The sequence below is a fragment of the Psychrobacter sp. UBA2769 genome (genome assembly GCF_002352555.1).
Taxonomy (GTDB): domain Bacteria; phylum Pseudomonadota; class Gammaproteobacteria; order Pseudomonadales; family Moraxellaceae; genus Psychrobacter; species Psychrobacter maritimus.
Map to the genome: position 1 here is coordinate 1 of NZ_DEIR01000023.1, position 26342 is coordinate 26342.

The following is a 26342-nucleotide window of genomic DNA, read 5'->3' on the forward strand; positions in this document are numbered from 1 at the left end:
TGAATTGAAGACACGCTCTAATACGTGAATCTTTTAAAGGCATAGAAAAGGTGGGTTATGCTTTTGCATCCCACCTTTTTTATTTGTTCAGATTTGCATTTATAGCTTATTTTGCAATAGCTGCTTTACTAACACCATCAAGGGCTTTTGCGATGTTATCAATAGCAGTATCACAACCTTTTATATTATGACGCTCTTTGAGATATTCAGGATTGTTGTACGACAACCAAACTTTTTTATCGGCATCTTCACTGATGAGGATTTTTTGCGGTAAGTCAATGGCGACGCTTTGCTCGCAATTCATCAATGGCGTGCCCGCTTTCGGATTACCAAACATAATCACTTGCGTCGGTCTTAATGTTAAATCAACACCTTGCGCATTTTTCTGATGATCGACGCGCGCAAATACTTTCATGCCTTTGCTTTCGATAATCGCCGCCAGCTTATCAGCGGTATCTTGCACGGAGTGATGACTTTGCATCGTCACCAAACCCTTTTCAGTATTGATAGCAGTCATCGTTTTTGGCGTTGACTGCCCATTATCCGGCGCGTTTAAAATATTTTCAACACTGGCGCAAGAGGATACGGCCAAAGCTAGGGCCATAATAGAGATGATTTTAAGCATAAAAAGTCCTTTTTTATGGTGGTTGTTTATTCAGCGATTGATGGTTAGCAACATCGAATATTCATTGTGAGCTATAACATTACGCTTCATAGCATTGTGCGTAATAAACTGCGCATAGTAAAGGGTCGCATTACCACACCTCTTAAAGAATTAATAAGCCAAAACTAATTACACAGTCAAACGCTCTGCCAGATAATCTACGAGCAATCTAATCTTTGGCGATAAATGACGATTATGCGGATAAATAGCCCAAATGCTTTCTTCAGGCTCTCTATAGTTATCCAATAAGCTGACCAGCTCGCCTAATGCTAAGTACTGTTGCACATAATAGTCAGGCAGCTGCACGATACCCAGACCTTTTAACGCCGCATCGACTAGACTGTGACCGCTGTTATATTGCACCGTGCCAGACACGCGCAGGTTTTTTTCTTTATCAGCGTTCTTACCGTTTTCTATAAAATGCCAATAATCACGCGTGCCAAGTAAGCAGTTATGTTGACTCAGATCGCTCAAAGAATGCGGTGTGCCGTATTTTTCAAGATAAGCAGGTGCGGCACAGACAAAGTTGGTACGACGGCTGAGTTTTTTTGCCATCATGGTTGAGTCGCTTAATTTACCAATGCGAATCGCCAAGTCATAACCGCCATCAATTAGATCGATTTTTTGATTGCTCAAAAAAGCCGTCACTTCGATATCACTATATTGCACCATGAAATTATTGATTAGTGGCAACAGTTGCTGCTCACCATAAGTGACAGGGGCGGTCAGTTTAATCCTGCCTTGCGGCTTTGCTTGTAAGTTACTCACTGCTTGCTCAGCAGCATCCAGGCCATCGAGCACACCGCGGCAGTGCTGATAAAACACGCGGCCTTCTTCTGTCAGTGATACCTTGCGCGTCGTGCGATACAGCAATTTAATATTTAGTCGTTTTTCTAAAGCGCTTATCTGCCGACTAACCTGCGCGGTAGAAATGCCCAATTCTTTTGCGGCACGCGTAAAGCTCTCGTGTTCTGCTACATAGACAAACTCGCTAATACCATCCCAGCGCATGATTATTACCACTGTGTAAAAGATATTTGCAAATATAGCACATTGTTATCATTTCAGAAACGACTATAATGGTCATTATAAAATCAAACTTTTTACAGACCGCAACAATGGTGGCTTGCCTCTATTCAATAAGCCCTATAAGCTAAATTGGTCTGCGCTTAGTCAATGATAAAATTAATTAAAAGAGAGAATATTATGTCAGATAAATTTATTAAATCTAAAGCCGCCATCGCTTGGGGCCCGAACCAACCACTATCTATCGAAGAAGTGGATGTGATGCTGCCACGTAAAGGCGAAGTATTGGTAAAAATCATCGCCAGTGGCGTTTGTCATACCGATGCCTTTACCTTATCTGGTGAAGACCCAGAAGGCGTATTCCCAGCTATCTTAGGTCACGAAGGTGGTGGTATCGTTGAGCAAATCGGTGAAGGTGTTACTAGCGTGCAAGTGGGCGATCATGTCATTCCTTTATACACCGCAGAGTGCGGCGTCTGTAAAATGTGTACTTCAGGTAAAACCAATTTGTGTTCAGCCGTACGCGAAACCCAAGGCAAAGGCTTAATGCCAGACGGTACCACGCGTTTTTATAAAGATGGTGAGCCTATTTATCATTATATGGGCTGTTCAACCTTCTCTGAATATACGGTGTTGCCTGAGATTTCCTTAGCAAAAGTCAATAAAGAAGCACCGTTAGAGGAAGTTTGCTTACTTGGTTGTGGCGTCACAACTGGTATGGGCGCAGTGATGAACACCGCAAAAGTCGAAGAGGGCGCGACCGTTGCTATCTTTGGTCTAGGCGGTATTGGACTATCGGCGGTTATCGGTGCACAAATGGCAAAGGCCAGCCGTATTATTGCGATTGATATTAACGAAAGCAAGTTTGAGCTTGCCAAAAAATTGGGCGCAACAGATTGTATTAATCCAAAAGATTATGACAAACCAATCCAAGACGTTATTGTTGAATTAACCGATGGCGGCGTTGATTATTCGTTTGAATGTATCGGTAATGTCGATGTCATGCGTTCAGCACTTGAGTGCTGCCATAAAGGTTGGGGCGAATCGGTTATCATCGGTGTTGCTGGTGCTGGGCAAGAAATCTCAACCCGTCCATTCCAACTAGTAACTGGTCGCGTCTGGCGCGGCTCAGCATTTGGCGGTGTAAAAGGTCGCTCAGAGCTGCCAGGCTATGTTGAGCGTTATTTAGCAGGTGACATCCCACTACAGGATTTCATCACCCATACCATGCCATTAGAAGACATCAATGAAGCCTTTGATTTGATGCATAAAGGCGAGAGTATCCGCACGGTTATTCATTTTTAAGCATCATTATTAATTATAGGGATTGTAAATTTAGCCTTATAAAATAACAGTGTTATAAAACAAAAATGCCGCTCTTATTATGGGGCGGCATTTTTATGTTTATCGTTTAGTCTTTCTTAAAGCTATGCATATCTTCTAGCACTGCCGTGAATCTATCGTATAGCCAAGGTTCAATATCATCAATCACTTGACTATATAAATGTGGACCTATGGTTTCGATAATAAAGTCTAATAAAAACTTAGCGGGCAGATTACCAATATCGACATCAAACTCCGCGTTCATATAATCTCTCAGCTTATCCAAAACGATTTCTTCTGCTTCATCTGATAAGGTAATCAGTTTGTCTTTGCTCATATAAAACTATTCCTAAGAGACATGCCAATGACGATGTCCAATGTTTAAATGTTTACTGAAATTTCAATGACAGCTAAATGTTAAATAACCGTTAAATTAAGCAGTGCTCCTTTATTATCTACTCTTGCATAGTGGCCAATTGCTCTAAAATATTGACGTAATTTTCCACGCCCTGCGCGCCGCTGACCAAATGTCGCTCGTTAAAAATCATCGCCGGTACACTTTGAATGCCTTGCTGTTGCCAATGCTGCTCTTCTGCGCGCACCTCTTTAGCAAAACGCTGCTCTTCTAATACCGCGAGCGCCTCGCTACGATCAAGTCCTACTTCCGCGGCAATATCAGCAAGCACCGTATGGTCAGAAATATTGCGACCCTTGGTAAAGTGAGCGCTGAATAACGCCTGCTTTAAATCATGCATCGGCTTTTGCCCTTGCTGACCTGCCCAGTACAGCAGCTGATGCAGATTAAAAGTATTGTGCATGCGGGTATCGTCATTGAAATTAAACTCAAAACCGACTTCAGAGCCTGCCTCAGTCATTCTAATGCGGCTAGCGTCCGATTCTTCCTTGCTTGAGCCATATTTCTCCATGATATGCTCGCGCAAGTTTTGTCCTTCGCTTGGCATATTGCTGTTTAGCTCAAACGGATGCCAATGTATTTCATGTTCGGTATTGGTTTGCTTAAGCGCCTCAGCCAATTGACGGTAGCCGATAATACACCAAGGACAAACCACGTCTGAAACGATATCGATGCGGAGTGGCTGGTTTGATAATGTCTGCTTTGAATTTTCCATAAATTTCTGCCTATTTTATTGTTGATGTTTTATTTGTTTATAAAGGGTTTTTATAAGGCGGCTTATAAATAATTGGGTTAAATAATTGAGAATATCTGCTGTGCCAAATTATCGTAGCCTGTCCTAATACCTAATAAATGTGGATAGCGAGTAGAGGTTATATTAACCCAAAGAAGTCAGATAGTTTGACTAAAACACACAACCCATACACTCAAGAATTTAGCGCAAAACCATCATAAGAGATATTGGTTATCAGTATAAAATTTCTGAGATACCTGATATTGCTAACTGATTAGCGCTAAGCAGCCGAGGATTGTTAGCCAAGAAAATGCCGATAGTTATCAATCAATAACTCAGTTATGATATTGATAAGCCCGAATAGCCTATTTACGCTCAAAATCGTGGCTCGCTTGATTAATAATGAAAGCACTATCAAGCTTATACCTATTAATAAATACGAATGATGACCAATTAAAACCAAGGATGGATCAATGACTATTGCCTGCTTTAAGCCAAAATGGATGGACGAAGAGATTGAGATGCTGCATGAGAGTGCGCTTAAAGTCTTTAGAGATTGGGAAGCGCATGATGAAAAATGGCGTGAAAATGGCATGCTCGATCGTGAGGCTTGGCTGGAAGCTGGCGAGATGGGATTTTTATGTGCTTCAATGCCAGAAGAATACGGCGGCGCCGGTGGTGATTTTCGCCATGAAGCGGCGCTGATTTATGCACAATCTGAAGCCAATCAAGCAGGTTTCGGTGGCTTTTTACATTCAGGGATTGTCGCGCCTTATATTTTACATCACGGTACTGAAGCGCAAAAGCAGGCATGGCTACCCAAAATGGCAACCGGCGAATTAATCGGCGCAATAGCTATGACTGAGCCGGGCACAGGCTCAGATTTGCAAAACATCAAAACCTATGCAGTCAAAGACGGCGATGACTATATTATCAACGGCTCAAAGACTTTTATTACCAATGGTCAACTGGGTAATTTAATCATCGTTGCCTGTAAAACTGACCGCTCCCTTGGCGCTAAAGGCGTCTCCTTAATCGTCGTCGAAACTGACAATGCGCCGGGGTTTGAGCGCGGCAAAAAGCTTAAAAAACTTGGCATGGCATCACAAGATACTTCTGAGTTGTTTTTTAATAATATGCGCGTGCCGCAAGCCAATTTATTGGGTACGGTCGAAGGCTTAGGCTTTGCACAATTGATGCAAGAGTTACCGCAAGAGCGTTTAATTGTGGCATTAGCAGCGATTGGGGCGATGAAACTGGCATTGGACTTGACCATTGACTACACCAAAGAGCGCACCGCTTTTGGCAAGCCTGTTTGGAGCTTCCAAAATACCCGCTTTAAATTGGCCGAATGTAATAGCCATTATATTGCCTCTAGTGCCCTTTGCGATGCTGCTATCGAAGCCTTGGTAGAGAAAAATCTGACAGTACAGCATGCTGCTTTAATTAAATATTGGGTAACCGAAAAACAATGTATCGTCATGGATGAGTGCGTACAGTTATTTGGCGGTTATGGCTACATGATGGAGTATCCGATTGCGCGCTTATATGCTGATGCGCGGGTGCAAAAAATCTACGGCGGTACCAATGAGATTATGAAAGAGCTGGCGTCACGCTTTATGTGATTTTTCATTTAAACCAATCTTTAAAACTACAGGTTTTTAAAACTACAAGTTTCTAAGATTACAGGCTTCTAAGAATACAAAAATTTAAGACTATAAGGACATAGCATGATTCAGACGGCTTATATTTACGATGCCATTCGTACCCCGCGCGGCAAAGGCAAAGCAGGCGGTAGCTTAAACCAAGTAACGCCTATTTGGTTAGTTCGTACCTTACTTAATGCCATGCAGCAGCGCAATGATTTAGATACCAGTTTGGTCGATGACGTGGTGCTCGGCTGCGTGACGCCAGTCGGTGAACAAGGTGCAGACATTGCCCGTATTGCGGTCATTGATGCAGGCTGGCATGAAACCGTCGCTGGATTAACTTTATCGCGTTTTTGCGCCTCAGGGCTTGAGTCCATTAACTTGGCAGCCAGTAAAATCATGTCGGGAATGGAAGATATGGTAGTGGCAGGCGGTGTAGAATCGATGAGCCGCGTGCCGATGGGCTCAGATGGCGGTGCGTGGGCAACCGATCCGCGCGTGAATGCTGCCACGGGCTTTGCGCCGCAAGGGGTGGGTGCTGATACCATTGCAACGCTTGAAGGCTTTAGTCGCACGGACGTTGATGCCTTTGCCACCGAATCGCACGCGCGTGCTGCTAACGCATGGGCTGCTGGTTACTACGATAATGCGGTAGTGCCTGTACATGATTTAAATGGTCGTTTGCTACTTGATAAAGACGAGACCATTCGTCCTAACACCACAGTTGAGACGTTAGCAGGATTAAAACCGTCTTTTGCCAAGCTTGGCGCGATGGGCTTTGATAGTGTATTGCTAGATAAATACACCAGTATCGAGCGTATCAATCATGTCCATCACGCGGGTAACTCCTCTGGTATCGTTGATGGCGCTGCGCTTTGTTTATTGGGTAGTGAAGCGGCGGGTAAAAAAGCAGGCTTGCGTCCGCGGGCGAAAGTCATTATGGCGTCCGTCATCGGTTCTGAGCCATCTATCATGCTGACTGGTCCGACGCCTGCTTGCCAAAAAGCGCTGAAGAAAGCTGGTATGACCGCCGCTGATATAGACCTCTGGGAGATTAACGAAGCCTTTGCTGCGATACCGATGAAGACGGCAAAAGATTTGGGCGTTTCACTCGATAAAGTTAACGTCAATGGCGGCGCGATTGCGATGGGTCATCCACTGGGTGCAACAGGTGCGATGCTGCTCACTACCGTCCTTGAGGAGCTTGAGCGTCGCGACCTCAAAACCGCTATGATTACACTTTGTGTTGGCGGTGGTATGGGCATCGCGACCATCATTGAGCGTGTATAAGTTGTCATTAATACTAGTGATTAAATAAGATATTTGAATGTAAAAAAGGAAGAATAATGAGCATGGACTGCACCCAGATAATGAATGAGCTGGCAAACTTTTCTGCTAAACGTGATGATGAAGGTATTGTGACCGTCACTATTGATCAAGCTGATCGAAAGATGAATGTGATTGATGATAATTTTAATCACTCGTTTGCAGCTTTGAGCGACGCTTTTATCAATGATGAATCCGCTAAAGGCTTAATTATCACCTCAGGTAAAGACAGTTTTATTGCGGGCGCTGATATCGATCAGCTGGCGAACATTCAAACCCATGAGCAAGCTTTTGAGCTGGTTGAGAACCTCAAATCAAGTATGCGTCAACTTGAGAAATGCGGTAAACCTGTCGTTGCTGCGATGACTGGCACTGCGCTTGGCGGTGGCCTTGAGGTGGCATTGGGCTGTCATTATCGACTCGCTATCGATGCGCCTACCGCCAAATTTGGTCTGCCTGAGGTAAAGCTAGGTCTATTGCCCGGTGGCGGTGGTACTCAACGTCTGATGCGCCTCATCGGCATGCAAAAGTCGCTTGAGATGATGACCCAAGGTCAGATAGTCAGTGCGAGCCGGGCAAAGGAACTGGGCTTTATCGATGCATTGGCAAGTAATAAAGCTAATATGCTCAGCCAAGCTAAAGTATGGATTAAAGCCAATCCTAACGCGCAGCAGCCATGGGATATCAAGGGTTTTAAAATTTCAGGGGGCAATGCCAATCAACCAAAAAACGCGCAAATGCTCTCTATTGCCCCAGCCATGGCCTATCAAAAATCACATGGCAATTATCCCGCTATTATTCATATTATGTCTTGTGTTTTTGAAGGCAGTTTGCTCGATATCGACGCTGGGCTTGAAGTGGAATCCAGTTACTTCGTCGCTTGTGTGCTGTCGCCCGAATCGAAAAATATGATTACCTCGATGTGGACGCAGCTCAATCAAATTAAAAAAGGTCAGTCACGTCCTAAGGGTTTTGAGCGTCAAAAAGTAAATAAGGTTGCAGTACTTGGCGCCGGCATGATGGGCGCGGGGATTGCTTATGTTGCTGCCAAAGCTGGCATCGATGTGGTGCTATTAGATACCAGTATTGAGAACGCCAATCAAGGCAAACAATATTCAGAAAAGCTATTGGATAAAGCCATTGACCGAGGTTATGCAACCGAAGCTAAGAAAGTGGCGTTATTAAGTAAAATCCAAACCACGACATCTTATAACGATATTGCAGGTTGTGATTTGGTCATCGAAGCGATGTTTGAAAATCGTGATATTAAAGCCAAGTGCACCGAGCAGGCCGAAGCGATTATTCCTGAATCAGTCGTCTATGCGTCTAATACCTCAACCATTCCTATCACCAGCTTAGCGGTAGCAAGCAAACGTCCGACGCAATTTATCGGGCTGCACTTTTTCTCACCCGTCGATAAGATGCCCTTGGTTGAAATTATCATGGGCGCGCAGACCGATGATGCCACTTTAGCCAAAGCCTTTGATTTTGTGCTGCAAATTGGCAAAACGCCTATCGTCGTCAATGACAGTCGCGGTTTTTATACCTCGCGTGTGTTTGATACTTATGTGTCAGAGGGCATCGCGATGTTAGGCGAGGGCGTGCATCCGCGCCGTATCGAGGTCGCAGGTCTTAAAGCTGGCATGCCGATGCCGCCACTGGCGCTGGAAGACGAAGTCTCGCTTGATTTATCGATGTTGATTATGGCGCAGTCTAAAAAAGATACGCTTGCTGAGGGTAAAGAATGGGTCAGCCACCCTGCAGAAGCGGTACTTACTACGCTGGTAAAAGACCATGAACGTTTGGGTAAAAAAGTCGGCAAAGGTTTTTATGATTATGCGCAAAATGCTGAGGGTAAAAATGATAAGCAGCTATGGCCAAAGCTGACTGAGCTATATCCGCCACTCGCTGAACAGCCCGATATGCAAGAGCTGATTGATCGCCTGCTTTATATCCAAGCCAATGAGTCAGCGCGCTGCTATGAAGAAGGGGTTTTGCGTTCTGTCGCTGAAGCTAACGTAGGCCCTATCTTTGGTTGGGGATTTGCCCCGCATCAAGGCGGCACCTTACAATTTATCAATGCCACAGGTGTAGAGAAGTTCGTTGAGCGTAGTCGCGAGCTTGCCACAAAATATGGCGCACGTTTTGAGCCTGCCCAGATTTTGGTTGAGATGGCTAATAAAGGCGAGGTGTTTGCAGATGGTTAATAGTGATTCAATGCCTAGCTCTTCAATACCCAGTTATTCAACGCCCAGCTCTTCAATGAACAGTCATTCAATGACAGATATGATGACTGATTGCTTACATGGTTTAAAGGTAGTCGATTTGACGCGTAATCTACCCGGTCCATTTGCCACCAGATTACTTGCTGATTTGGGAGCAGAGATTGTCAAAATCGAACCAGAAAACGGTGACCCAGGACGGGCGTTTGGTGAATTGTTTAAAGCTTTAAACCATGGGAAGTACTGCGAAAAAATCGATTTTCGCAGTGCAGCAGGGATTGAAACTATCAAAGCCCATATCAAGGATGCCGATGTCATGCTTGATAGCTTTCGTCCTGAAGTGCTGCTAGGTATGGGTTTAGATGCTGCCACTTTACATGCTATCAATCCAAAGCTCGTCATGATATCTATCACTGGTTACGGGATTGCTGATGCTCTTGATGAAACGGCTGAATCTTGGACGGCCAAAGCGGGTCACGATATCAATTTTATGGCGATGAGTGGGACTTTGGCACAATTAAAGACCGCTACAGGCGAGCAAGCCATGCCCAATATGCAGTTTGCCGACCTGGCTGGTGGCAGTGATACTGCCGTCATTGCCTTATTGGCCGCGGTATTTGCTGCCAAAAACACGGGGCGCGGGCGCCATATCGCCGTCAGCATGACGCACAGCTTATATCATCATTTAGTAATGCCAAAAGCGACTGCCGATATGATGGAAAACATAAATGGACAACGCCCAGAGCCTCAGAATGATTTTTTAGGCGGTGTGTTACCTTGCTATCGATTGTATAAAACCCAAGATGGTCGTCATATGGCAGTCGGCTCGTTAGAGCTAAAGTTTTGGCAGTTATTATGTGCGACATTAGAGTTAACTGAATATAGTAATGCGCATTGGCAGCGCGGCTTTATGCCAAATACCGCTGAAAGTAAAAAAGCCGAGCAAGCCATGACAGAAAAGTTTGCCAGTCAAACATTAGCGCATTGGCAAATGGTATTTAGCGACGTCGATGCTTGTGTGACGCCTGTACTCACGCTTGCAGAAGCGCAAAGCCATCCGTTATTCGCCCATCAAGATACATATCAGGCAACGGCTGGTTGGCAAGTGCTTGCGATGGCGTAATATGGTATTAGATAGTTAAAAGATAGCAGATATCAGGCTTATGATGACAATGCAATAACCAAACTTAAATAGTAACAGGGCTACTCGAATCTATTACTACCGTCATACAAGAGTGTAAATGCTCTGCGATATAATTTAATTTTTATTAAATAGGAGGAGAGTATTATGAGTCGTACATTGTGGCTGGTGGTTGGTATCATTAGTATTCTTGGCGGTATCTTTGCTTTTTTCAATCCTCTTAGCGCCAGTTTCGCTGCTGAACAACTGGCTGGGTTTGTATTCCTTCTTGTTGGTATCTTACAGTTTATTGCCCTGTTCCGTGCTTATACCACGACGGGTAAAGTGCTAGCGGCCATTGGCGGTGTGCTTGGCATATTTATCGGTATTGAGCTGCTACAAAACCCGCTACAAGGTATTTTAACTTTGACCATGGTAATTGCTATCTTATTTATGGCAACAGGTATCGTCAGAGTAATAGTTGCTTTTGGTTTACGTAGAACCGTTGCTTTTGTGCCGATATTAATCTCAGGGCTTATCTCGATTGCGTTGGCTATCATGATATTTACCAGCTATCCGCAGTCAGCGACCTATATTCTTGGCGTCCTATTAGCCGTTGAGCTGATATCTAATGGCATCTCATTAATCATGTATTCACGTGTGCAACCACCTTTGGTTAGACCCTTATAAACTTATAAACTCGTAAACATATAAATGACACTAGCAATAAATCACGCTATAAAATGCATAAAAAAGACGCCGTGAAATGGCGTCTTTTTTTATTATATAAGTTATTGGTTTTTCAGATTTTAACGCGAAAAGGTCAAAATATGCCCTTTAAAGGGTAGCTCAAGATAAGTGGTGTCCTCAGGTTTAACGTGCTTACTGCTAAAACCAAATTCAACCATCTTATTGGTCAACTTGTTTTTGCGCCCGCGCCCAGGGTCAACGACAATAACTTCACAAGTTGGCAGTGCATGACGTTCGATAAACTCCGCCAAGATATCAATATGCTGGTCTTCATACAGCAAATCGCTACCGATAATGATATCAAACTTACCAAGATGGCTATTGTCTTCAGCCCAGTCTAAGCGCTCAAAGTTAATCTCTTTATTATTATTTAGTGTGGTATTTCTATCAAGGAAATACTCAACTGTTGGATGATAATCAGTCGCTGTGATGTCAGCATGTCTATGGTTGAGTAGCAGACTAGAGAGCGCCATACCGCAGCCAACTTCTAAGATACGCTTGCCCGCAATATCATAATCAAGCATATGATTGGCGAGCACCAAGCTTGATGGCCAAATCACGCCAAACATCGGCCATGACGCCGAGCAAATACCGAGGTCTGATGCCTCATTATCAGGGTCACTAAATTGTTGATTGTCACGTAAAGTACAAATGTGGATGTCGGTGCTGCCAATTTCAATCGTTTGATAACGCACGCGCACGGTGGTCAGCGAAGTCATAAACTGTCCTAAAAAATAAGCAAGAATGCAAGGTTTGGCAAAGGCTGCCACTTTCGGGGATGGTAATTAGTAAAAGGGTGGGTTAACGCTTGGAGATGGGAAAATGTAGCAATATCTAAATATAAGAATGTAGAAATGTTATAACAATCTGTATAGCTATACAGTATGCAAAATAATCAAATGGTTGCCGCTAGTATGACCTAACATCTGACAAGTTGTTGTTAATTCTAAGGGTATTATTATTACTGTGTGATTTTATAAAAATAGAAGCCGATTTTAGACAGATAGTTATTATTATAATGTTTAAGCTATAGCTATAAAAATGCACCGCTTATGGTTAAAGGGCGCATTTATATGAAGCAGATTAGTTTTATTGAGTACAGATTTAATTAATGATAGTGTTAATAATGATGGCTTTAATAAAGAACGGGTTTAATTCGTAAATCTAAGCCCAGAGGTTTTTAGTGCCCATACCAGCTCAACAAAGGCGCGATTGTTGGTCAAAGGTTCGCCATCGATGATAAGCACGTAGCCTGAGCCATCAATCCATAAAAATACAAAGCTGGTTTCAGGAATCAGCAAATCGACTTGCTGAAAGAAAGAGATAGCTTGGCTTTCTACTGCCCAGCCGCGTTGTTTTTGGCGCAACATAAAACCTGAAAAGTCAGCCGCCGCCACACTCAGCATATCGGCTTCTTCTTGGCTATAGCCAATCCGCGCCAAACAAAACCCTTCATCAGAGCCAATTGCCGCACGGCGTTTCCCAGACAAGCTTGAAACCACATAAGGTAAAAACTGGTCTAATGGCAAGTTTGGCGCAGGCAAAAATAGCGACAGCTTCTCAATCCAGCCATGTTCCAAAAAGCTGTCTAGCCATTGGTCAGAATAACGCTCGAGCCAATCAGCGGCTAACAAAGTTTCGTTATAGGACAATAAGTCTTGTAGTGATAACTGCTCAGCCGTTGGTTCACTTTGCGAAAATGCCTCAAAAATGCCGGCTGGGGTCAAAGTCAGATAGGTTTTATCAGCGTTTAAATAAGAAGACATAGCGGCTACCCGTTAGATGGATTTTTTATGATGGGGTTAAAAATGATTGAGGCTTTAAGCGTCTTGTACATTTTTAGTTTGGTCAAGTTTTTGCTGACAATGATTCCAGCGCTCATCGAATTGCCAATCACTTTTGCCCAAGCGAAACCACACCAAGGAGAACGCCAGACGGTCATGACGAGCGATACAATGGGCAAAAAACTCGTTTTCGATTTGCTCTATGGTGTCCCAGTCTTGATTATCGCGCGCGAGCATCAAGTCGCTAGTGATATCTTTAGCGATTTCTTTGGCGTCATCACTACTGATGCGCAGCCGCTGGCTTTGTTCATTTAACGATGGCGATACCAGTACGCTCCAGCGCGTTGCTAGCATGCTGTTTTTTTGAATATAGCTTTTTTTATCAATACAATCGCGAAAGCCTTGTTCGATATGCGGCAGCATGCGACCTTGCAAGCGGGTAAACATATTGGTGACATCATAGGGGATGTCATACCAGCAGCCATAAAAGAAATCGGCCACCGCGCCTTGCAGCGGCTCTTTTTCGTTTAGCAGTAGCGCGGCATTGATACGTTGTTCGTGAAAATGACGATTATTGGGGGCGATAAATATCTTACGTGAGTAAAGACGATAGACGCGCCGCGCCGCCATTTCACTTTCTTTGATGAGATCTAAATCAGACATAAGCGTGTCCTGTTAGTCATAGCTGTTATTCAATAAGTGCGGTTTAACAGTTATTGTTTAGCGCTATTAAACAACCACTATGACTTAAGTAAGATGCCAATTAACCATGAATCATGAATCATGAACAATGAATCTGCTAATCAAGTAAGGTTTGCATTAAATCAATCATAAATTCAGCGTCTTCTTCGTCCATGGCTTCAAAACCTTGCGGCATGCCAAGTTCAGCCAAGGCTTCTTTACCATCATCATCGTTATGCAGGTTAAGAATCGCATCCATCAAGATATCAGTATCAGGGAAGCCGTCTTTAATCAATAAGACGTGGCTGATATCTGCCAAATCACTCTCAATTAGCACTGATAGCTGTGCTTTGGTTAGACGTGAAAAACTATGGAAAATCTCCGCCATAAAGAATGCCACTTGCGCATCACCTTTAATCACTTGGCGCGCTGCCGCTTGATAAGTCTCAGTCACCGTCCAATTAAGGTCGGCTTCTGCTATATCGACCGCTTCAAGCAGGCGTAAACCAATCAGCTTGACATCACGATTATCGGCCATCGCCACGGTAGCGCCAGCTTTGATGTCCTCTAGGCTATTGATATCGCTATTGGCGGCAGCGGTGATGACCATCTCATCAGATTTGCCGATAGGGCGCGCAACCGCACGGTAGCCTTGCTCACGGATAAGGGTCGCAGCATCAAAAGGATTGGCATAAATAACCTGAATATCGCCTTGATTGATAATGCCTTGTTGCTCAGCCTGCGAGGCGGGTATGTTTAGGTGCATATTGAGATTGGCACGCTTTTGAATCAAAGTGTTAAACATGTGCCAGCCTGCAAAACGCTCAGGCGAAAAATCAGGGGCGATTAACATATTATGTGTCGTCATGATTTAGCCTTCCTCGTCTTGTTTCATTTGGGCATATTGAGCGATTGCCGCATCAATCTTGCTGCGTGATGGCTTACGGCGCACCGAAGTATAGCCAACGGTTTCGCCGCGGCGCACGTTTGGCACCACAGTGGCATACACCCAATAATGGCTGCCATCTTTACATAAGTTTTTCACATAGCCATGCCATTTTTGCCCAGCAGCAGCGGTCGCCCATAAGTCTTTATAGGCCGCTTTTGGCATGTCAGGGTGACGTAAAATATAATGCTGCTTGCCAATTAATTCATCGACGTCATAGCCGCTAATCTCGACAAAGGCATCATTAACGTGCGTCAAAACGCCGTTTAAATCGGTACGTGACACAATCAGCTTACCATCAGGGTAAGGGCGTTCGATACCGGTATCATAAACAGTGCGCGAAGTGCCATCGTGATAAGTCATGCTGACTTGTTCGGCAGGCATCTCAGGCTTCATGGCGTCGGGGAGTGGAGAACCCATTGTAATCTCCTTTATTTATCATTATTTTGATAATTATTAAAAAGCGGATTTGGTTTCAGTTTATGGCCTGACATCTATCGTTAAAATTTATTACGTAAGCCGCTGTCTGAAACCAAATGGTTAAACTCAAATAAAACACTTAACTGCTAAAACAGCTAAATAAGGCTCGATATATGCTCGATACTGGCTTTATAGTGATGAATCTTGCAAAGTCGCCCAAAGCTAAACAGGTATCAATGTTAATCATCTATATCAACAACCACCTATTCAACAATCAGCTATTCAACAATCAGGCATTCAATATAAACAGTGTGCATTACCTTAAATAATTTTTATAAGACAGAGCGTCAATTTTCATTTAAAGTGTTGTTTATTAAAATATTGTTTCTAAAGCGATTTATCGTATGAATGTGGTATAACACTGTATCGACAAACCTTTAAATTTAGCAGTTAAATCAGTTTTGCAAGGGCTTCAGAGGCCCGTTTAATGTCTAAGAAAATCAAGCCCAGTTTGGCATTTGGTTTTGCCATAATGGTTAATACCGCTTCATCGCCTGATGAAGTCATAATCACGTAGCCTTTTTCGCCTTGGATCATAATACGGTCGATGCTACCACGAGCCAATTCACGACCTGCGCGGTCACCCAATGACAATAAAGCGGCAGACATCGCGCCAACACGGTCTTCATCAACGCCTGTCGGCAAGGCTGATGCAATCATAAGACCGTCGTTAGAGATAAGGGCAGATGCTTCCACATCGGCTGATGAGCTGTTTAGGTCTTCTAAGATTTGCTGGAATGAATCTGTACGCATAACAATTTCTCTGTAACGAGTGATTAAATGGAAAAAGTGACACAATAAGAAGGAATAAAATCTTCAATAGTCTTTGATGAGCGGGCAATATTATAAACCCTTACTATTAGCATTGATATAGAGAAACTCTCGTTAAAGGCTGAAAGTTGCTTATTTTTAACCTTTGAGTGCACTTTTTTGACCGTCTATTTTAGACAGTCTTTTATTAGTAAATATAAGTTGGTTATTATTAATGTGTTTTACCAGTTTGAATCTTTTCTAATAATCTCAATCGTTAAATAAAACAGTGAATGCCATGTCATCGTCCTATGTTTTGTCGGTGCACTGGCATTAGAAAAGCCAAATAAATGTAAAGGTTTTTTGACCGATGAGTTTTCACGACCACGTCGTCGATAGCCTATAATGAGAAAAATGTCCATTATAACTTTTCATGATGGCGATATTTACTAGACTTATACACCAAAAAAATGATATATAGTTATGAGATAAAACTTGTTTGTGCTTCTGGGTTTATGATTTAGAAACACAATCAGTTGGCTTCTAATCCCACCAGTTCCTATACCTAGCACCCAGCAGCGTATAGGCACGATTTCAATCCCACGCTCGCGTTTTGCATCCCATCGTTTGCGGTTAAGCGATAAAACGCCGGTGTAAATCAGCATGATTACAATTTTTACCCTAAGGAACCTATATGAGTATCAGTCAGGCAATCGAAAAAGTCGAAGCACGTTACGCCCACCAACCTGAGTTTATTCAGGCGGTAAAAGAAGTTGCAATCACCATTGCTCCGCTATACGACGCCCACCCGGAATATGATACTTTTAAAATATTTGAGCGCCTGGTTGAGCCTGACCGTGTTTTCGCTTTTCGTATCAACTGGGAAAACGATAAAGGTGAAGTACAGGTAAACCGCGGCTGGCGTGTGCAGTTCAGTAATGCCTTGGGTCCTTATAAAGGGGGCGTACGCTTCCATCCTACCGTCAACCAATCGGTACTAAAGTTTTTAGGGTTTGAGCAGATTTTTAAAAATGCTTTGACAGGTTTACCAATGGGCGGCGCTAAAGGTGGTGCTGATTTTGATCCTAAGGGTAAGTCTGACAGCGAAATCCGTCGTTTTTGCTACGCCTTTATGCGTGAGCTGCATCCTTACATCAGTAAAGACATCGATGTGCCGGCTGGTGATATCGGTGTCGGCGGACGCGAAGTCAGCTATATGTTTGCGATGTATAAGAACCTGACGCGTGAACACGGCGGTGTCTTGACTGGTAAGGGCGTGGGTTTTGGTGGTAGCTTGATGCGTACCGAAGCGACTGGCTATGGCGCGGTTTATTTCCTAGAGAGTATGCTTGCTGCGCAAAACGACAATATCAAAGGCAAAAAGGTACTGATATCAGGTGCTGGTAACGTGTCACTACATGCTGCTGAAAAAGCGCATATGCTGGGTGCAACGGTACTGACCGTATCTGACTCACAAGGGACGCTTTATGATGCAAATGGCATGGATCAAGAAAAAATTGATTGGCTAAAACAGCAAAAAGCCCAAAGCAAGCCATTGTGTGACTATGTCGATGTGTATGGTGGTGAGTGGTTGGCCAAGCAAAAGCCATGGCATATCAAAGGTGATATCGCCATTCCATCAGCGACCCAAAACGAAGTCAACGAAGACGATGCCAAGTTAATGGTTGAAAACGGCATCAAATATATTGCCGAAGGCGCTAACATGCCATTGACCGCTGAAGCGATTGATTACGTTCGTCTGCACCGTGTGCACTATGCGCCAGGTAAAGCGGCCAATGCCGGCGGCGTTGCCGTCTCTGGTCTTGAGATGTCGCAAAACTCAGTACGCCAATATAAAACCTTTGAAGAAGTCGATGAGCGCTTAAAGTGCATCATGAAAAACATCCATGACTGCGCCGCTGAAGCGTCAGAAAATTATGGTCAGACTGATAATGGCTATATCGACTATATGACCGGTGCCAATATCGTTGGCTTTAAGCGTGTGGCTGATGCGCTATGTGCTTATGGGATTTTGAACTAAGCATTTCTTAAAAACTAACGCTGTCTCTTAAAAGCCGCGCTTATCTTATATGATAGGCGCGGTTTTTTTATAGCTGGTTTTATTTAAAAGTTGAGACATAAATATTTATCAGCCAGTAGATGCTAGCAATCTTACCCATGCTCACTGTTTTTGTACGTTTATCCTTACCCAATTACGTTAGTATAGGAGTAAGTCAGTGTTGCATAATCAGCATGGTCGGTTAAAATTATTATTAATGTTAACCGTCACTTAGCGTGACCTATGCAACATAATATAAAAACAGTATTGAAAAATATCTTTAGCATCCTCAAATCGGGAAGCCAAAGCCAAGCATGACAGTCAATAGGCGCGATTTTTAGTCAAAACTGTTTGCTCGTTTTCTCCCTATTTGTTGGTCTGATATTTTTTTGCATTATTCACCTACTTTATAAGGACGTCTTATGAAACGTCGTACTCTTTTAGCCCTTGCCGCCAGCACCTTACTGCTTGCCGCTTGTAATCAGTCACCTACTACTGACGCCGAAACCAATGCAGCTGACAGTGCCGCAACAGGTGGTTCTGATTTGCTCCAGCGTATCAATAATGGCGGCACCATCAACGTCGGTACTGAAGGCACTTATCCGCCGTTCACGTATCATGATGAGAGCGGTAAGCTTACTGGTTATGATGTCGAAGTGACGCGTGCCGTTGCTGACAAACTAGGCGTTGAGGTTGAATTTAAAGAAACCCAGTGGGATGCGATGCTGGCAGGACTCGACTCCAAGCGTTTTGATATGGTCGCCAATCAGGTCAGTCTAACCACCCCTGAGCGTTTAGCAAAATATGATAAAGCGACCGCTTATAGCTGGTCAGGCGCGGTAGTATTAGCACCAACTGATGATAATCGTTATAGCTCGTGGGAAGGCCTAAAAGGTCTACGTTCAGCGCAGTCGCTTAGCAGTAACTATGGCGAGCTAGCCGAGCGTTATGGCGCAGAAGTCGTCCCTGTAGACGGTATGGCGCAAGCGATTCAATTGGTCAAACAAGACCGCGCTGACTTTACTATGAATGACAATCTTGCCGTATTGGATTATCTAAAGAAATTCCCCGACAGTGCGCTTGAGATTAAACTGACGGCCCCTGTTAGTGAGCAGACCGGTTCGGGATTGGTATTGCTAAAAGGTGATGATGCCGTTGTTGCAAAACTAGACGAAGCCATGGCTGCGCTAATCGCCGATGGGACGCTAACCAAACTTAGCGAAGAATTCTTTGGTGCTGATATAAGTCAACAAAAATAATGCTCGCTTCGATCACGTCTATGTTAGCTGAACTACTGGCACTACTGCCATTTATGGACCCTGCGCGGGCGCAAATTGTCATCAATTCGTTTTGGCCAATGCTCAAAGGCGGTATCTATTTTTCGATACCGCTGGCATTGATTTCATTTGCGATTGGTATGGCCATTGCGCTGACAGTGGCGCTGATTCGTATCGTGCCGCGTGCTGGTTGGTTCCATGAGATTATCTATAGACTTGCCCGCATTTACGTGTCTGCCATTCGCGGCACGCCGATGCTGGTGCAGCTATTTATTATTTTTTATGGGCTGCCAAGTGTTGGCTTAAAGCTTGATCCCTTTCCATCTGCGATTATAGCTTTCTCGTTAAATATCGGTGCTTATGCGTCAGAGACGGTACGTGCCTCGATTTTGTCTATTCCAAAAGGGCAATGGGAAGCAGGCTCAACCGTCGGCTTGACGTATCTACAGACCTTTCGCCATGTGATTTTGCCGCAAGCGTTACGCGTTTCAGTGCCACCGTTATCCAATACCTTTATTAGTTTGGTAAAGGATACGTCGTTGGCATCATTGGTACTGGTCACTGAGCTATTTAAAGAAGCCCAGATTATCACCGCGCGTAACTATGAGTTTATGCTGGTCTATACTGAAGCGGCGGTTATTTATTGGGGTATTTGTCTGTTCTTGACCTTTATCCAAGGTAAGCTTGAAACCCGACTCGACCGCTATGTGGCTAAGTAGTTTATCTGCTCATCTACTCATTTTACGACAGTTTTAGCAATATCTGCATGTAGCATTAACCGCGTAACAGGAACTTTTATGATTCAAGTCAGCAATATTCACAAAGCCTTTGGTAGTAATCAAGTGCTCAAAGGCATTGATTTGACCATTCATAAAGGTCAAGTGGTTGTGATATTAGGACCGTCAGGCTCGGGTAAAACCACCTTTTTGCGTTGTCTAAATGCGCTAGAAATCCCTGATCAAGGGGTTATTGCTTTTGATGATGGTAGCTTGACGGTCGACTTTGCTACTAAGCCTAAAAAGAAAACCTTGCTGGCACTGCAACGTAAAGCTGGGATGGTATTTCAGTCTTATAATTTGTTTCCGCATAAGACCGCGCTTGAAAACTTAATGCTTGGGCCGACGGTGGTACAAGGACAAAGTAAAGCGCAAGCACGCGAGCAGGCTTTAGCATTACTCGAAAAGGTCGGGCTATCGGATAAAGCGGATTTGTACCCGTTTCAGCTATCTGGTGGTCAGCAGCAGCGAGTTGGTATTGCCCGTGCGCTGGCTATTGAACCGTCGTTACTGTTGTTCGATGAGCCAACCTCTGCGCTTGATCCAGAGCTGGTACAAGATGTCCTTGGAACGATGAAGCAGCTGGCCTCTGAAGGCTGGACGATGGTTGTGGTGACCCACGAAATTAACTTTGCCCGTGATGTCGCTGATCATGTGGTCTTGATTGAAGACGGTGTGGTGGTCGAAGAGGGCAGCGCGCAGCAGTTATTTGAGCAATCAAAGCATCCACGCACGCAAGCGTTTTTACAGCGTATCACTGAATAGTTAGAATGATTCAAGGTCTTAATCAAGCTTATATGCTGTAAGTATTCTATTGTAAAATAAGGTTTTTAGACACAGACAAGCGGTTAAGCAAAATCCCCAACTATGATGTCATGGCTGGGGATTTTTTTGTCTTATAAAAACCAATAGAACGTGAGACTAAACCTTTTGCCGTCTCTTTAACCAACGCGGTACACGAGTGGTCGTACCATTTAACACCGCATTAAATAAAGCCGCTAGTAGAATGAGTACCACGCCTAAATATTGAATCCATGATAATGACTGATGCAGTAATAGCGTCGCTAAAGCAATCGCCGTCAACGGCTCAAAGATAGTAAAAACCGATGCACGAGTGGCAGGCAGCTTCTCCAAGGCCTTCATATAGAGGGCAAAGGGCACGACCGTTCCAATCAAAGACAGTCCCAAGGCGTAGCCCCACGTATGCAAAGGCAAAGTTAATAATTGCCCATACGTTTTATAGGTCTCGGGTAGTAAAAGTAATACGCCAGCACTGATAATGATAGAAGTAAAAAACACCAAAGGAGCAGGGTGCGCATAGTGCATCGCGCGCTTGCCGAGTACGCCATAGAGGGAATAACATACGCCTGATAGCAGCCCAAGCACAATGCCCCAGTTGACCTGTGCCGCATCGCCTAACATGGTTAAACCAACACCAAATACTGCCATGAGCGCCAGTAATGCTGACTGCCGAGTAATGGATTCATTCAGCAAAACTGCCGAAAATAATAAGCTAAAAACGGGCGCGGTATAAAGCAAGGCAACGGCAGGACCTGCACCAACATAGATAACGGCAAAGAAATAGCATACCGACATGCCGAGTACGCCAATCAACGATTGTATCGCCAGTCCAAGCCACTGCTTTGGACGCAGCTTAATGAGGTATGGCCATAGCTTTGGTAACATAATGAGAATAATGAAAGCGGCAGTCACAATACGCAAAATAGTAATTTGCCAACCACTAAAGCCGATTTGATTGAGGTAGGTCGAAAATATTCCCAAAGTACCCCAGCAGACAGCGGCTGTGATAATTTGAATGGTGCCTATCCATGACTGCCGTGCTGACATTGCGCTACCGGTATTTGCCATATCGCTCTCTATTTTATTTGCTAGAAAATTCAAACAATAAGCTGTGTCAGTCTTTTAGCTAATGGCGCTTTTTTTGACTTGGTGCTCGTTGCCTATTGCTCCCTGCTCATTGCATAGTACTTAGTACTATGCTGAAATAACAAAAGACAACCTTGTTAAAGGCTGCCTTTTGTTTGTTGTTTTCAATCTATCATTAAAGCGTTAATGAAGGATTAATACAAGTCGATTAAACTTAAAGTTCAATTTACTTGGGCTGCATGGTTTAAACTTGCAGTAAAAAGTTGCTTAGCAAGCGCTTAGCCCCTTCAGTGGCAAAGGACTCTGGGTGAAACTGTACGCCTTGAATCGGATAGTCTGTATGATGCAATCCCATAATCTCATCTCCTGCTAGTGCCGAGTCAGCCAAACTTAAATCACGATGTTCGTCATTAGCAACGACGGCAGTGACGGTTAGGCAGTCAGGTAAGGTATCTGCTTGCACCATTAAAGAATGATAGCGCATGATTTCTATCTGTTGTGGCAAGCCTTGATAGACACCTGCATTATCATGGCGAATGGCTGAAACCTTGCCATGCATCGGCACGCCAGCTCGTACCACGTCACCGCCAAATACGTGGGCGATACCCTGCATACCCAAGCAGACGCCAAGCAGCGGCGTTGTTTTGCCCATGACTTCTATCACCTCTGCACAAATACCGAAATAAGCAGGGTCATCAGGGGCACCAGGACCGGGTGAGATGATGATACGGTCAAGATTCATCGCCTGCACATCGGCCAAGGTAATCTCGTTATTACGCTTGACGATAACGTTGGCTGCTTCTTTAGTACCGTCTTTATCACTGTCCATGGTTTGCAGAATCTCACCGATATATTGATAAAGATTAAAGGTAAAAGAGTCGTAGTTATCGATAATTAAAACATTCATAAGTCATAAGCTCTTTGCTGAAATATAGGGAGTTTAGGCTGTCATAAAGCTGTCTAAGACCACTTTCATGGCAGAAAGCTTACGCTGAATTTCTAAGTATTCATCAGCAGGGTTGGAGTCATAAACATTGCCGCCGCAGGTTTGCGCATAGGCGGATTCGCCATTAATAAATAAGCTACGAATAGGAATGGCAAAGATACAATCGCCATTAAAGTTAAACGACCCAAGCGCACCGCCATAAGCACCGCGACCATCAGGTTCTAGCTCGTTAATGACTTTGATTGCTTCGACTTTTGGTGCGCCAGATAAGGTACCAGCGGGGAAGTTGCTGGCAAGGGCGCTAAACATGTCCTCATCAGGATGCAAAATCCCAACAATTTCAGAGGAGATATGTTGGACGTGTGAGAAGCGTTTGATATCCATTAAACTACGTACTTTGACCGTACCAAAACGTGCGACGCGACCGATATCGTTACGATGCAAATCCACGAGCATATTGTGCTCGGCTATCTCTTTGGCATCGTTTAGCAAAGCGCGGGCAAGCTTACGGTCCTCTACTATATCGACGCCGCGCTTGGCCGTACCTGCCAGTGGATAGGTTTCCATCTCACCTTGACGTAAGCGAAACAGCAGCTCAGGGGAGGCGCCAATGATGCACTGCTGAGCAAATTTCATAAAGTACATATGCGGTGACGGATTGACCGCACGCAGCTTTTCATAAATCGGCATCTTGTCGCCTACAATGTGGTATTTGGATTTAAAGCCAACCTCACACTGAAAGATACGCCCAGAGATGATGTCTTCTTTGACTTGCATAACGACTTTGGCATGCTCATTTTGGCTCATACCATCACCCAAAAACTCCACGGTTGGCGGCTCATAGCTTGGAATGGGCGCATCAAGTAAGGCTTTGATTTGCTCGATACGATTGTCTTGCTGCGCGGTCGGATAATAGAAATAGAAAATCTCACCGGTCATCTTATCTAGTGTCAGACCATCTAAATAAACACCAAATTTAAACGGTTCAAAGTCGTCACTGGCTTTAGCATTGAGACTTGGCTCAAAGAAATTAACACTGTCATAGCCTAAATAGCCGACCAGTCCACCGCTTTGGTCACGGGCGATAACGTGCTGCGGGGTGATTTTACGTAGTAGCTCATAAGGGTTGCCCGTTTGATAGTGACTGGTTTCAGCGGTTTTATTGTCAGTAATCGCTAATGTGCTACGGTCCAATGCAGCAATGGTCATAACAGGGTCAAAACCAATGGCATGATGGCGCGCCATATGACCGTCTTCACCCAATGATTCAAGCAAATAACAAGTTTCAAAAGCGCGCTCAATACGTTTAAATAGTGCGAAAAAATCGATATCCTGCGTGAGTTTAATGCGCTGTGGCTTACTAGGAATATCAATGGCAGCAGGTTGGTTAGGCTTGGAGGTAGCAGAGGTCATAACAATGTCCAAAATAGTTCAATGATTTATCAAATAAAAATAAGGCAGATTAACATCATAATTTTTAACGAGTTAAGCGTCTTTAGTAGGTGTGCTTTTTATAGATGTACTTTCTCTATGAGTCTTTAATAAAGCGCTCACATCATGTGCTTGCATTGCTTTAGCACCGCGCGAGACAGTGGCGATACCAACTCCCAGTTGCTCAGATATCTCACGCTGGGTCACACCGCGTTCAAGAAAATCAAAAATACGGATACGATTGGCGATTTCTTGCTGCTCTTTATCGGTCAATAACGCACTGAATAGCCGCTCAATAGCGGCACTGTCACTGCAATTTGCGAGATGAGTTAATAAACTGTGGTAGGGGTTAGTGCTCATAGTATGTAATCTTTATAATAGTCGGGCAAATAATATCTTGTTTCAGTATTCTAGTACAGTAGTACAAGAAAAACAAGTAATCTGACTTAATGTTTCGACAGTAATCGATATAATGTTTTTTATTGAACAAGTATCATTTGTTAAATCTGAGCTATTAAGCATACAAAGCCAACTAATCGCCATTAGCTGGCTGGTCTATTCTGCAAGCTCAATTTGTACCCGCCAATCATTGATATCGAGATCATAACAGTTTTTGCCTTCACCGTTGATACGGTCAATCACTAAAAAGTCAGAATCACGACCAAGTGCGAGCAGGGGATGATGCCAAACATTGGCGTCATATTGTACACCTTGATGCGATTTGGCATGAAATACAGTCAAATCATCAGCAGACTGTGGCGGCTCGCCTTTAGGCGCAACCACGATAATATAATCCTGACCATTCATCGAAAAGAAAGCCTGAGTACCAAATGGGTGATATTCCATTACTGATAAGGCGATAGGAAATTCGCGCTTTTTGGCACAGAAAATACTCATACCAACACTGCCACCATCGAGCTTAGACTCAGCGATAGCATGATGGCGCTTGGCGTAGCCATTGTTAATCTCATAACAATTTTCAGGCGTTTCTTCGTCTTTATCATACGGCTCAATAACCTTACCATAGGGCGCAAACTCAGCTTTAGTCAAAGGTTTGGCTATGATTGTAGTACTCATGAATTCACCTTAATAAGGGTTAATAACGTTAGTTGAGTTAGTAACGTGAGTTAATTGATAGGGTCGTTTAATTGGCAGTAGCAGTAAATTTACCATAGACCCGTACTCGCATTAACGATTATGCTTTTATACTATTTATTGTTGCGGATGTCTTATCGTTCCGGGCGAATAAATGGCATATGTCTATTCACATCTTTATATAGTAAATATCTAAATGGACCGGGTCCGCCGGCGTAACAAGATTGTGGGCAAAATGCGCGCAGCCACATAAAATCACCCGCCTCGACTTCTACCCATTCACCGTTTAAGTGATATACCGCTTTACCTTCTAGCACATACAAACCATGTTCCATAACATGCGTTTCATCAAATGGAATCACGCCACCGGGTTGAAAAGTGACTATGTTCACATGCATATCGTGACGCATATCTGATTGCTCGGTGAATCTGGTGGTTGCCCAGACACCATTAGTACCGGGCATCTCAATCGCTGCAACATCGTGATCGCTGGTGACAAAAGGTTCGGGCGCATCAATACCGTCTACAAACTGATAAGCTTTGCGAATCCAATGGAATTTAACGTGCTTGTCGCTATTGTTTTTCAGTGTCCACTTACATGCCGGTGGTAAAAATACATAGCCACCCGCTTCAAGATGATGCGCTTCGCCTTCAATAGAAATATCCATTGCACCTTCAACGACAAATAATACGGCTTCTGCGGTGGTATCCAGCTCAGGCTTTTCTGAGCCGCCATTTGGTGCGACTTCAACAATGTATTGTGAGAAGGTTTCTGCAAAACCGCTTAAAGGACGGGCAATCACCCACATGCGCATGCCTTCCCAAAACGGTAGGTAACTAGTAACAATGTCGGTTAGTACACGTTTGGGGATAATCGCATACGCTTCGGTGAAGATAGCGCGATCGGATAATAGCTGTGTTTGCGGAGGCAAGCCGCCAGTTGGTGCATAATAAGTGCTTTTTATTGACATGGTTAATAATCCTTAATGGTTTTGTGCCGCG

At 44.0% G+C, this 26342-nt stretch carries 26 protein-coding genes; 10 read left to right on the forward strand and 16 right to left on the reverse strand.

The features are described from left to right. Positions 1 to 106: 106 nt before the first annotated feature. Together B3Q63_RS11985 and B3Q63_RS11990 are read right to left on the reverse strand one after the other, a co-directional pair. Positions 107 to 625 carry a DUF302 domain-containing protein gene (locus B3Q63_RS11985; RefSeq protein WP_296177060.1) on the reverse strand — a complete coding sequence of 173 codons (519 nt, stop codon included), beginning with the start codon at positions 623 to 625 and terminating at the stop codon, positions 107 to 109. A gap of 168 nt (positions 626 to 793) precedes the next feature. Then, positions 794 to 1675 carry a LysR family transcriptional regulator gene (locus B3Q63_RS11990; RefSeq protein WP_296177063.1) on the reverse strand — a complete coding sequence of 294 codons (882 nt, stop codon included), beginning with the start codon at positions 1673 to 1675 and terminating at the stop codon, positions 794 to 796. 195 nt (positions 1676 to 1870) lie between these two features. On the opposite strand from B3Q63_RS11990, the gene B3Q63_RS11995 reads away from it, so the two are divergent. Continuing rightward, positions 1871 to 2995 carry an S-(hydroxymethyl)glutathione dehydrogenase/class III alcohol dehydrogenase gene (locus tag B3Q63_RS11995; protein ID WP_296177065.1) on the forward strand — a complete coding sequence of 375 codons (1125 nt, stop codon included), beginning with the start codon at positions 1871 to 1873 and terminating at the stop codon, positions 2993 to 2995. A 106-nt stretch (positions 2996 to 3101) separates the two neighbouring features. On the opposite strand, the gene B3Q63_RS12000 is transcribed toward B3Q63_RS11995, so the two are convergent. Together B3Q63_RS12000 and B3Q63_RS12005 are read right to left on the reverse strand one after the other, a co-directional pair. Beyond that, positions 3102 to 3350 carry a DUF2164 domain-containing protein gene (locus tag B3Q63_RS12000; RefSeq protein WP_271133619.1) on the reverse strand — a complete coding sequence of 83 codons (249 nt, stop codon included), beginning with the start codon at positions 3348 to 3350 and terminating at the stop codon, positions 3102 to 3104. Positions 3351 to 3468: 118 nt separating this feature from the next. Further along, complete coding sequence (locus B3Q63_RS12005) at positions 3469 to 4143, reverse strand: DsbA family oxidoreductase (RefSeq protein WP_296177069.1); 675 nt, start codon at positions 4141 to 4143, stop codon at positions 3469 to 3471. A gap of 491 nt (positions 4144 to 4634) precedes the next feature. Here B3Q63_RS12005 and B3Q63_RS12010 point away from each other — a divergent pair, with 491 nt between their 5' ends. The 5 genes from B3Q63_RS12010 to B3Q63_RS12030 all read left to right on the forward strand — a co-directional run bounded on the left by B3Q63_RS12010 (position 4635) and on the right by B3Q63_RS12030 (position 11168). Then, positions 4635 to 5786, forward strand: coding sequence for an acyl-CoA dehydrogenase family protein (locus B3Q63_RS12010; protein ID WP_201624844.1), 1152 nt, complete (start codon positions 4635 to 4637; stop codon positions 5784 to 5786). 108 nt (positions 5787 to 5894) lie between these two features. After that, on the forward strand, positions 5895 to 7100 hold the full coding sequence (locus B3Q63_RS12015) for an acetyl-CoA C-acetyltransferase (protein WP_296177215.1): 1206 nt from the start codon (positions 5895 to 5897) through the stop codon (positions 7098 to 7100). Between the two features lie 56 nt (positions 7101 to 7156). Then, the gene (locus tag B3Q63_RS12020) at positions 7157 to 9343 is read left to right on the forward strand and encodes a 3-hydroxyacyl-CoA dehydrogenase NAD-binding domain-containing protein (RefSeq protein ID WP_296177072.1); all 2187 of its coding nucleotides are present in this window, start codon (positions 7157 to 7159) and stop codon (positions 9341 to 9343) included. A gap of 70 nt (positions 9344 to 9413) precedes the next feature. Then, positions 9414 to 10481, forward strand: a complete 1068-nt coding sequence (locus tag B3Q63_RS12025) for a CaiB/BaiF CoA transferase family protein (RefSeq protein WP_414706353.1) — start codon at positions 9414 to 9416, stop codon at positions 10479 to 10481. A gap of 165 nt (positions 10482 to 10646) precedes the next feature. Next, complete coding sequence (locus B3Q63_RS12030; protein ID WP_296177079.1) at positions 10647 to 11168, forward strand: HdeD family acid-resistance protein; 522 nt, start codon at positions 10647 to 10649, stop codon at positions 11166 to 11168. Positions 11169 to 11287: 119 nt separating this feature from the next. Here the strand turns inward: B3Q63_RS12030 and B3Q63_RS12035 are convergent, their stop codons facing one another. From B3Q63_RS12035 to B3Q63_RS12060, 6 genes are all read right to left on the reverse strand, one after another. After that, complete coding sequence (locus B3Q63_RS12035) at positions 11288 to 11947, reverse strand: class I SAM-dependent methyltransferase (protein ID WP_201619701.1); 660 nt, start codon at positions 11945 to 11947, stop codon at positions 11288 to 11290. A 432-nt stretch (positions 11948 to 12379) separates the two neighbouring features. Continuing rightward, on the reverse strand, positions 12380 to 12994 hold the full coding sequence (locus tag B3Q63_RS12040; protein WP_201619700.1) for a hypothetical protein: 615 nt from the start codon (positions 12992 to 12994) through the stop codon (positions 12380 to 12382). 54 nt (positions 12995 to 13048) lie between these two features. Beyond that, complete coding sequence (locus tag B3Q63_RS12045; protein WP_201563180.1) at positions 13049 to 13675, reverse strand: hypothetical protein; 627 nt, start codon at positions 13673 to 13675, stop codon at positions 13049 to 13051. 136 nt (positions 13676 to 13811) lie between these two features. Continuing rightward, positions 13812 to 14561, reverse strand: a complete 750-nt coding sequence (locus tag B3Q63_RS12050; RefSeq protein WP_296177084.1) for a PhnD/SsuA/transferrin family substrate-binding protein — start codon at positions 14559 to 14561, stop codon at positions 13812 to 13814. Positions 14562 to 14564: 3 nt separating this feature from the next. After that, positions 14565 to 15059: a PAS domain-containing protein gene (locus tag B3Q63_RS12055; RefSeq protein ID WP_201619697.1), complete on the reverse strand. Its 495-nt coding sequence runs from the start codon at positions 15057 to 15059 to the stop codon at positions 14565 to 14567. A 450-nt stretch (positions 15060 to 15509) separates the two neighbouring features. Next, positions 15510 to 15872, reverse strand: coding sequence for a roadblock/LC7 domain-containing protein (locus tag B3Q63_RS12060; protein WP_010201036.1), 363 nt, complete (start codon positions 15870 to 15872; stop codon positions 15510 to 15512). Between the two features lie 691 nt (positions 15873 to 16563). Between B3Q63_RS12060 and gdhA the strand changes: the two genes are divergently transcribed. The 4 genes from gdhA (at position 16564) to B3Q63_RS12080 (ending at position 20746) form a co-directional block, all read left to right on the forward strand. After that, the gene (gene gdhA, locus B3Q63_RS12065) at positions 16564 to 17910 is read left to right on the forward strand and encodes an NADP-specific glutamate dehydrogenase (protein WP_201619695.1); all 1347 of its coding nucleotides are present in this window, start codon (positions 16564 to 16566) and stop codon (positions 17908 to 17910) included. 440 nt (positions 17911 to 18350) lie between these two features. Continuing rightward, positions 18351 to 19187, forward strand: coding sequence for an amino acid ABC transporter substrate-binding protein (locus B3Q63_RS12070; protein WP_296177091.1), 837 nt, complete (start codon positions 18351 to 18353; stop codon positions 19185 to 19187). Positions 19188 to 19240: 53 nt separating this feature from the next. Next, a complete protein-coding gene (locus tag B3Q63_RS12075) occupies positions 19241 to 19924 on the forward strand; it encodes an amino acid ABC transporter permease (protein WP_201624882.1) in 684 nt (227 codons plus the stop codon). A 78-nt stretch (positions 19925 to 20002) separates the two neighbouring features. Then, positions 20003 to 20746 (forward strand): amino acid ABC transporter ATP-binding protein, encoded by a 744-nt coding sequence (locus tag B3Q63_RS12080; RefSeq protein ID WP_296177095.1) that lies wholly within the window; start codon positions 20003 to 20005, stop codon positions 20744 to 20746. A 156-nt stretch (positions 20747 to 20902) separates the two neighbouring features. Here B3Q63_RS12080 and B3Q63_RS12085 read toward each other — a convergent pair whose 3' ends face one another. The 6 genes from B3Q63_RS12085 to B3Q63_RS12110 all read right to left on the reverse strand — a co-directional run bounded on the left by B3Q63_RS12085 (position 20903) and on the right by B3Q63_RS12110 (position 26311). Continuing rightward, a complete protein-coding gene (locus B3Q63_RS12085) occupies positions 20903 to 21850 on the reverse strand; it encodes a DMT family transporter (RefSeq protein ID WP_296177098.1) in 948 nt (315 codons plus the stop codon). Positions 21851 to 22112: 262 nt separating this feature from the next. Then, complete coding sequence (locus tag B3Q63_RS12090) at positions 22113 to 22775, reverse strand: anthranilate synthase component II (protein WP_296177101.1); 663 nt, start codon at positions 22773 to 22775, stop codon at positions 22113 to 22115. Positions 22776 to 22808: 33 nt separating this feature from the next. Further along, a complete protein-coding gene (locus tag B3Q63_RS12095; RefSeq protein ID WP_296177103.1) occupies positions 22809 to 24227 on the reverse strand; it encodes an anthranilate synthase component I family protein in 1419 nt (472 codons plus the stop codon). A gap of 72 nt (positions 24228 to 24299) precedes the next feature. Then, on the reverse strand, positions 24300 to 24605 hold the full coding sequence (locus tag B3Q63_RS12100) for a Trp family transcriptional regulator (RefSeq protein ID WP_296177106.1): 306 nt from the start codon (positions 24603 to 24605) through the stop codon (positions 24300 to 24302). A gap of 195 nt (positions 24606 to 24800) precedes the next feature. After that, complete coding sequence (locus B3Q63_RS12105; protein WP_296177108.1) at positions 24801 to 25322, reverse strand: ureidoglycolate lyase; 522 nt, start codon at positions 25320 to 25322, stop codon at positions 24801 to 24803. Between the two features lie 152 nt (positions 25323 to 25474). Continuing rightward, the gene (locus B3Q63_RS12110) at positions 25475 to 26311 is read right to left on the reverse strand and encodes a bifunctional allantoicase/(S)-ureidoglycine aminohydrolase (protein WP_296177111.1); all 837 of its coding nucleotides are present in this window, start codon (positions 26309 to 26311) and stop codon (positions 25475 to 25477) included. Positions 26312 to 26342 lie beyond the last annotated feature (31 nt).